Origin of the sequence: Nocardia sp. NPDC060220 (assembly GCF_042727815.1) — a bacterium.
GTDB lineage: Bacteria > Actinomycetota > Actinomycetes > Mycobacteriales > Mycobacteriaceae > Nocardia.
The window spans coordinates 1-7,254 of record NZ_JBHWZY010000312.1; the positions used below are offsets into that span (position 1 = coordinate 1).

Below are 7,254 nucleotides of genomic sequence, written 5' to 3' on the forward strand. Positions count from 1 at the left end.
ACGCGTCGCCGGTCAGTTCAGGATGATCGGCAGCGCGGCCAGATCGTTCTGCGTGAGCACCGGCAGGTTGCCGATCTCACTGTCGGGCACGGCAAGGCGCAGCTTCGGGAAGCGGGCGAACAGCGCGGGCAGCGCGATCGCGGCTTCCAGACGCGACAGCGCGGCGCCGGGGCAGATGTGCGGGCCGTAGCCGAAGGCCAAGTGGCGGTTGGCGGTCGGGCGGGTCACGTCGAACTCGTCGGCGGTCTCGCCGTGCACCGCGGTGTCGCGGCCGACGGCACGGTAGGACATCACCACGCCCTCACCCTTGGCGATCACGGTGTCGCCGACAACGATGTCCTCGGTGGCGAAACGCATCAGCAGGTGCGAGACCGGGCCGTCCCAGCGCAGCGATTCCTCGATGACCTGCTTCCACTCCACGTCCCCGGCAAGGACTTTCGCCAGCTGCTCGGGTTCGGCGAGCAGCGCGCGCACGGTGTTGATGATCAGGCTGACGGTGGTCTCGTGGCCCGCGGCGACGAGGGCCTTGATGTTGCCGATCGCCTCTTCCTCGGTGAGCGGCTCGCCGCCCTCGTCGGCGGTGACGAACGCCGAGGTCAGATCATCGGCCGGGTCGGCGATCTTCTGCCGGACCAGGTCGGTGAAGTACACATCGAGGCCGCCGATCACCTCGAGGCGCTCGTCCTGCGGGGTCATCACCGAGAAGAACTTCTTGTACCACTCGAGCAGCTGCGCGTGGTCTTCGCGCGCGACGCCCATCAGGTCGCCGACCACGCGCATCGGCAGCGGGTAGGCGAAGACCTCCTTGAGGTCCACGGCAGCGCCGTCGGCGCCGGCGGTTTCGAGGTCGTCGAGCAGGTCGGCGGTCAGCTGTTCGATCACCGGGCGTAGCTCTTCCAGCCGCCGCGGGGCCAGTGCCTGGGCCGTCTTGAGCCGCAACCGGCGGTGCTCGGCGCCGTCGACGCTGAACATCGAACGGTCGACGAGGACCATCCCGATCAGCGGCCACTGGGTGGTCACCACGCCGTCGGCATACAGCGACCACGCGTTGATGTCCTTGACCAGCCGGGTGTCGGTGGTCAGCTGACGCGCGAGGGCGTGATCGGTGATCGTCCAGGCGGGCACACCGAGCAGGTCGATCCGGGTGATCGGACCGAGTGCTCGAAGTCGGGCGGTTTCCCCGTTGAGGTCACCGACCATGGGGTCGATGGCGAAAGGGCATGGCGAGCTCACGAGAAACCTCCGACGGGTCGAACTGGTGTGAAACGAACGGGCAGTGCGGTCATGCCCCGAAGGAAAGCCGAAGGTCGCCGGGTGAGCTGGTCGGCGGGCACCCCGAGGTCGACATCGGGCAGCCGGTCGAGCAGCACCTCGATCCCGGTCCTCGCGATGATCTCGGCGATCTGCTGCGCCGGGAAAGGGCAGCGATATTCACCGTAACTGAACGCGAAGTGCGCGTTGTTGCCGGTGGGTACCGAGCCGCCATCGGTAAACGATTGGCGCACATGCGGATCCAGATTCGCGGCCGCGAGACCGAGCAGCAGCAGGTCGCCCGAACGAATCGTCTTGTCGGCGAGACGGGTGTCGCGCGCTGCCCAGCGCCCCGCCAGAATCGAGGTGGGACCCTCTTCCCAGAGCACCTCGTTCATGGCCTCACCGACACTGCGCCTGCCACCGCCGAGCGCGTTCGCGAACCGGTCGTCGGTGAGCATCAACCGCATGGAGCTGCCGAGCCAGTCGGCGGTGGTGAGGTGACCCGCGGCGGCGATCGCCATCAGGTCGTTCATGTATTCCTCGTCGGTGAACGGCTCGGGGTCGGCCAGCATCATCGAGGCCAGATCCCCAGCGGGACGTGCCCTTTTCGCCGCGACCAGGCGGGCCATGTGCTCGGCGAAGCGGGCGTGCCCGGACTGGGCGTCGGCGCCACCGTCGGCGAGCTGTTTCATCGCCAGGGCGAGGTCTGCGGCATCGATGTCGGGCAGACCGAGGATGCGCGCCAGCGCGAGCGCGGGCAGCGGCACCGCGAACTCGGCGATCAGGTCGGCGCTGCCGCGCCCACAGAACCCGTCGACGAGACGGTCGGCCAGTTCCTCACAGGCTCTGCGCAATTCGAAGTGATCCACCGCGTCCAGTGCCGGTTCCACCATCGCCAGGTGCCTGCGGTGTTCGGCGCCCGCGGTGAAGTAGATCGAGGGCATCGGGTGCCCGATCATCGGCAGCAGCGGCCAGTCCTCTGGAACCCGGCCCCACTGATTCCACAGCGACACATCGCGCGGGAACAGCAGTGGATCGCTGGTCACCTGGTGCAGTTCGCGATAGCCGATGATCAGCCACGCCGGAAAACCGCCCGGCAGCTCTACCTCGACGACCGGGCCGTGGTCGCGGCGCATCCGCCGGTAGACCTCGTGCGGTTCGATGTGGAACTCGGGCCCGCTCAACGGCACCGCGCCGGTGATCGGGCAGGCGCCGGTCGGTGTGCTCATCAGACGGTTTCTCCCTGCGGGACAGCGGAATACAGGTGCTCGACCAACGTGATCAGCACCTGCTTGCTCGATTCGCGCGAGCGCGCGTCACACATCACCAGCGGCACCGCCGGATCGAGATCGAGCGCGTCACGCACCGCTCCGGGCGAATGGGAATCGCCGAAGTCGTTGCAGGCGACCACGAACGGAGTGCCCTGATGTTCGAGCCGGTCGATCGCGTACCAGGAGTCGCTGATCCGGCGCTGGTCGACCAGCACGATCGCGCCGAGCGCACCGGCGAACAGCCGGTCCCACAGGAACCAGAACCGCTGCTGACCAGGAGCTCCGAACAGATACAGCACATGTTCGTCGTCGAGGGTGATGCGGCCGAAGTCGAAGGCGACGGTGGTGGTCGACTTGCCGGGCACACCGCTGGTGTCGTCGACACCTGCCCCGACGTCGGTCATCGTGGCTTCGGTGTCGAGGGGCCGGATCTCGCTCACCGAGCGCACCAGTGTCGTTTTGCCGACACCGAATCCGCCGATCACCACGATCTTCAACCCGTGCATTGCCGTGCTGTGCAGCGGCGCTCGAGCCCGCTCGGGCACGTTCTCAGAGCTTGCGAAGTCCAACGAGCACCTTCTCGAGGGTGGAAGCGTCCAGCGACATCGCCGCCGACAGCGGTGGGCGCACCGTGATCTTGCCCGAGGCCAGCAGGTCCGACAGCACGACCGTGGCCACCCCGACGGGCAGGCGCAGCTCGGCCGCGATCTCCACCACGGCGGTCGGCGCCCGGCACATGTCGAGGATCGCGGCCTGCTCCGAGGACATGCCCGCGGTGGGCGCGGACTCGCTGACCACCAGGGTGACCAGGTCGAAGTCCTCGGTTACGGGGGCGCGTCCGCCGGTCAGCGTATAGAAACGGTCGGGATCGTCGTCGCGACCCGCCCTGGTCACTCGATCGCTCCGCGTCTGGGCTGGGCAGCCAGATGCTCACCGAGCTGTTCGACCAGCTCGTGCATCGTGTGGCCGACCAGACCGGCATCGGCGTCCTCGGCGGCGACCACCGCCAGGTGCGCGCCGCGCCCCGCCTCGACCACGAACAGGATGCCGCCGTAGAACTCGGTCATCGACTGGCGAACTCCGCCACGCCCGTCACCGAACTCCACGGATGCCCCGTGCGACAGGCTCTGGAATCCGGCGGCGATGGCGGCCAGCTGATCGGCGCGGTCCACATCGAGTTCCGGTGTGTGGCAGATCTTGAGCCCGTCGCCGGACAGCAGCAGGGCATGCCTGGCGCGCGGGGTGCGGGCGAGCAGCTTCTCGAGCAGCCAGCCGAGGTGGGCGGGGGCGGTGGTGGTCATCGGTCCTCCATGGGGTCGGGAGCCGCGGCGGCGCTGCCCGGTTCGTGGCTTGCGTTGGTGCGGCCCGGCGCGGAGCGCTGGAAGGCACCGAGGGCAGTGGGCTTGGCCGGTGCCGCCTTGGCTGCGGGTGCGGCGGTGAGACCTTCGGGGTGGACCTGGGCCAGGGTGTCGCCCCGGCGGCGTTTCGGCAGCGAGGGCGAGGTCGGGACCGCGCCGTCGGTCTCCGGTCGCGCGTGCTGGCCGGCCGGCTCGCTGAAATCCATGGTGCCGGTGTCGGTTCTGCGCGGGATCGGACTGTCGAACTGGCTCAGCGTGGCGGGTTCGGCGAAGCGTGGCGCCGCCACCACATTGCGACTGCGGCGTTCGGCGCGGGCGGTGAGCTCGCGCGGGATGACGACGACGACCGCGGTGCCGCCGATCGCCGACGGCCGATACGACACGGTGAGTTCGTGTTTACGCGCCAGATGCCCGACCACCGCGAGGCCGAGCCGGGTACCCGACAGCGAGGCGAGATCCACGCCCTTGCCCTTGTGATCGCGCCCGGTGACGGCGGATTCGGCGCGGCGCAGCGCGGAATCGCTCATGATCAGGCCGCTGTCCTCGATCGTGATCACCACGCCCGCGGGCACTTCCGCGGCGTAGACGTGCACCTCGGTGGTGGGCGGCGAGAAGTTGCAGGCATTGTCGAGGAGTTCGGCCAGTGTGTGCATCACGCCTTCGGCGGCGTGCCCGGCGATGCCGACCTCGGCGATCGCCCGCAGCCGGACGCGCTGATACCCGGCGACACGGCCCATCGCGCCGCGCAGAATCGATTCCATCGCGATCGGTTTCGCCCATCGGCGGCCGGTGCGCGCACCGGACAGGACCGCGATGCTGTCGGCCAGTCGTCCGGCCTGGGCGGTGCGATGGTCGATGTGGAGCAGGTCGGTGAGCACTCGCGGGTCGGCGTGGCGGTGTTCCATCTCCCGCAGTTCGGCCAGCATCGAGGTGGTCATCGCCTGGATGCGGCCGGCCGCACCGGCGAAGGCGGCCAGTGCCGCCGCGCCCCGGCGCGAGTTCTCCTGGGCTTCCCACGCGTACGCGGCGGTGTGCTCGTCGGCCTGGGTCAGGCGCGCGCTCGCCTCGGCCACGGTCGCGGCCAGTTGCTGCTCGGCCTGCTGGGCAGCGGCCAGACTCGCACGCGCCTGCGCGCGCTGACGCAGGGCGAACCACACCGCGGGGCAGCCGATCAGTGCCGCGGCCACCGCCGCGGCGAGCACCGGGATGCCGATGGCCGGTGGCGTGAACACCGCGGTCACCGCGGCGATCGCCACCACCGCCACGCCGGCACCGAGCACCACAGATCCGGCGCTGTCGCCGGACGCCTTCGGCGCAGCTACTGTCTGTGCCATCGGCAGTACTTCCGCAGTACTCACAGGCCCCCTGCCATAGTGGTCGATCAAACACGCAGCAAGGCAGCCTGTTTCGAAGTCGGAGTCGAGCATATCGAGCCCCCGCCCGACCTGCCACTCGACCGATCAGGGTTCACCGGCCGTTGGGGTACGGGTCAGTATCGGGCCTGGTCACGGCAGGTGGGGCGAGACGGCGATCACGTCGCCAGAGCAGGTGCGATGACCGTTGCCATGGCTCGGTAGCCGGAGTCGTTGGGATGCAGGTGATCACCGCTGTCGAACGCGTCGGCGAGGCGGGTGCGATCACCGGGAGTGGCCAGCGCTCGTTCGAGATCGACCACCGTGTCGAAAGCGCCCGACTCCCGAATCCAAGTGTTCACCTCGGTCCGCAATCGTTCCTTCTCCGGCGAGTAGTACGCGGAACCGGCGAACGGCAGAATGGTCGCGCCGACGATGCGCACGCCCGCCGCGCGCGCCTGCGCGATCAAGTCGCGGTATCCGACGATGAGCTGCTCGGTCGAAACCGGCGGGAAGACAACCCCGTCCGGGCCCGCACTGCCCGACAGGCCGATGTCGTTGATCCCGATCAGGACGACGGCGGTGCCGACGCCCGGTTGGTCGAGAACGTCGCGACGGAACCGCGCCAGCGCGCTGTCGCCGAGCACGGTCGAGTCGGTGAGCAGCCTGTTGCCGCTGATTCCGGCGTTGACCACCGGGCCGTGGTGGCCTACCGCCGCGAGCTGGTCGGGGTAGCGCAGGTCGGCGTCGGGGGTGGAGCGGTAGCCGTCGGTGATCGAATCGCCGAAGGCCACGGTGACGTCGCCGGTGCTCGACCGCAGCGTCTCGATGCCCGCCACGTAGTACCAGGACTGCGAGGTGTCGGTGAACGGCGCCGCCGACGGGTCGTCGGCGTGATCGCCCTGCGCTCGGTAGCTGGTGGCCAGCGACTGGCCGTGCTGAGTCGCGGGGCCGGTGGGTCGGTCGAAATAGAGCGTGACCGCGATCGATGACCCCGCGGTGCGCACCGCGTCGCTGATCACCTCGGCCCCCGGCGCGATCACGAAGGTGGACTGCCCGCCGACGCTCAACCCCCGCACCGATTCCGGGACGATCGCCGCTCCGCCCGCGCTGGCGGCCACCGTCGCCGCCGACACGGGCAGGGGGTACTCGCCGAAGCGATTCGACAACCGAATCCTGACTTGCGGCCCCTCCTGCGACAGGCGAAACACCTGTCGCACAGTCTGATCGGCGAAACCCATCGCCGACCAGTTCTGGTAGACCGGGTACTGCACAGCGGTCGTCCAGGCACTCGACCACGAGGTTTCGGTGTCGCGCGCACCGAACGCCACCAGAATGAGCGCGGCCACGGCGGCGACGGGCGCGGCGATCCACCGCGGGCGCACCGTCAACGCAGCGACCATGTCATGCCGAAAGCCGCCAGAGCGTCGAGGAATTCGACCGGCTCGAACAGCTCGGCGGGTGACCGCGCGCCCGGCTTGCCCACACCGGCGGCGATTCGCGTCGCGACCTCGACCGCGAGCTGGGCGCTGTTGCGGTAGGCGTCGGGACCGCGGCCGATCCCACGCAGGGTCCGGCCGTCGCGGTGGATGTCGACGACCATCGAGTACGCGGCCGGGGCCGACGGTGTTTCGGGCGCGGCGTCCAGATCGGCTTCGGTGACGGTGCCGACGATGTCGAAAATCGACTTCGCGAGTACGCCCTCCACCGAGCGTGCCGGGGTGTGGCGCGGAATCGTCACCACGGAGGGTTGCGGAAACTTCAGCACTGCAATGGGTTCCGTCTCGTCTGGAAGTAGGAAGGTGGTCCGGCGGGGCTGGGGACCGGTGTGGAATTCGCCGTCGGACCAAGACAGGCCGCCACTGGTGAAGACATCTAGATTCTGGAAGACGGTGCGCATACTTCCGCGCGAGCCCTCACCGCCGGGCGTGGCGACATGGCTCAGGACGATCTCGTCGGCGCCGCCGAGTCGCTCGGCGCCGAGGTGGGCGAGCAGGTCGCCGAAGATCCCCGCTTCGG

General features: G+C 69.2%; 7 protein-coding genes and 1 pseudogene. All 8 read right to left on the bottom strand.

The window, feature by feature from the left end:
- Positions 1–12 precede the first annotated feature (12 nt).
- Positions 13–1,233, bottom strand: a complete 1,221-nt coding sequence (locus ACFWF3_RS17585) for a cytochrome P450 (RefSeq protein WP_379314479.1) — start codon at positions 1,231–1,233, stop codon at positions 13–15.
- Complete coding sequence (locus ACFWF3_RS17590) at positions 1,230–2,483, bottom strand: cytochrome P450 (protein WP_378991449.1); 1,254 nt, start codon at positions 2,481–2,483, stop codon at positions 1,230–1,232. Before ACFWF3_RS17590 ends, ACFWF3_RS17585 begins: the two co-directional genes overlap by 4 nt.
- Positions 2,483–3,031 (bottom strand): ATP/GTP-binding protein, encoded by a 549-nt coding sequence (locus ACFWF3_RS17595; RefSeq protein ID WP_378633469.1) that lies wholly within the window; start codon positions 3,029–3,031, stop codon positions 2,483–2,485. The genes ACFWF3_RS17590 and ACFWF3_RS17595 overlap by 1 nt, the downstream gene beginning before the upstream one ends.
- Before the next feature lie 43 nt (positions 3,032–3,074).
- Positions 3,075–3,419 carry a DUF742 domain-containing protein gene (locus ACFWF3_RS17600; protein ID WP_378991448.1) on the bottom strand — a complete coding sequence of 115 codons (345 nt, stop codon included), beginning with the start codon at positions 3,417–3,419 and terminating at the stop codon, positions 3,075–3,077.
- On the bottom strand, positions 3,416–3,826 hold the full coding sequence (locus tag ACFWF3_RS17605; RefSeq protein ID WP_378633077.1) for a roadblock/LC7 domain-containing protein: 411 nt from the start codon (positions 3,824–3,826) through the stop codon (positions 3,416–3,418). Before ACFWF3_RS17605 ends, ACFWF3_RS17600 begins: the two co-directional genes overlap by 4 nt.
- Complete coding sequence (locus tag ACFWF3_RS17610; RefSeq protein WP_378991447.1) at positions 3,823–5,217, bottom strand: sensor histidine kinase; 1,395 nt, start codon at positions 5,215–5,217, stop codon at positions 3,823–3,825. Before ACFWF3_RS17610 ends, ACFWF3_RS17605 begins: the two co-directional genes overlap by 4 nt.
- 197 nt (positions 5,218–5,414) lie before the next feature.
- Positions 5,415–6,620 (bottom strand): SGNH/GDSL hydrolase family protein, encoded by a 1,206-nt coding sequence (locus ACFWF3_RS17615; RefSeq protein WP_379314480.1) that lies wholly within the window; start codon positions 6,618–6,620, stop codon positions 5,415–5,417.
- A gap of 2 nt (positions 6,621–6,622) precedes the next feature.
- Positions 6,623–7,254: pseudogene (locus tag ACFWF3_RS17620) on the bottom strand (hypothetical protein); the annotation flags it as partial.

Excerpts from the sequence above, each read along its gene's own strand:
- ACFWF3_RS17610 (WP_378991447.1), bottom strand. The coding sequence starts at position 5,217 with ATGGCACAGACAGTAGCTGCGCCGAAGGCGTCCGGCGACAGCGCCGGA.
- ACFWF3_RS17605 (WP_378633077.1), bottom strand. The coding sequence starts at position 3,826 with ATGACCACCACCGCCCCCGCCCACCTCGGCTGGCTGCTCGAGAAGCTG.
- ACFWF3_RS17595 (WP_378633469.1), bottom strand. The coding sequence starts at position 3,031 with ATGCACGGGTTGAAGATCGTGGTGATCGGCGGATTCGGTGTCGGCAAA.
- ACFWF3_RS17590 (WP_378991449.1), bottom strand. The coding sequence starts at position 2,483 with ATGAGCACACCGACCGGCGCCTGCCCGATCACCGGCGCGGTGCCGTTG.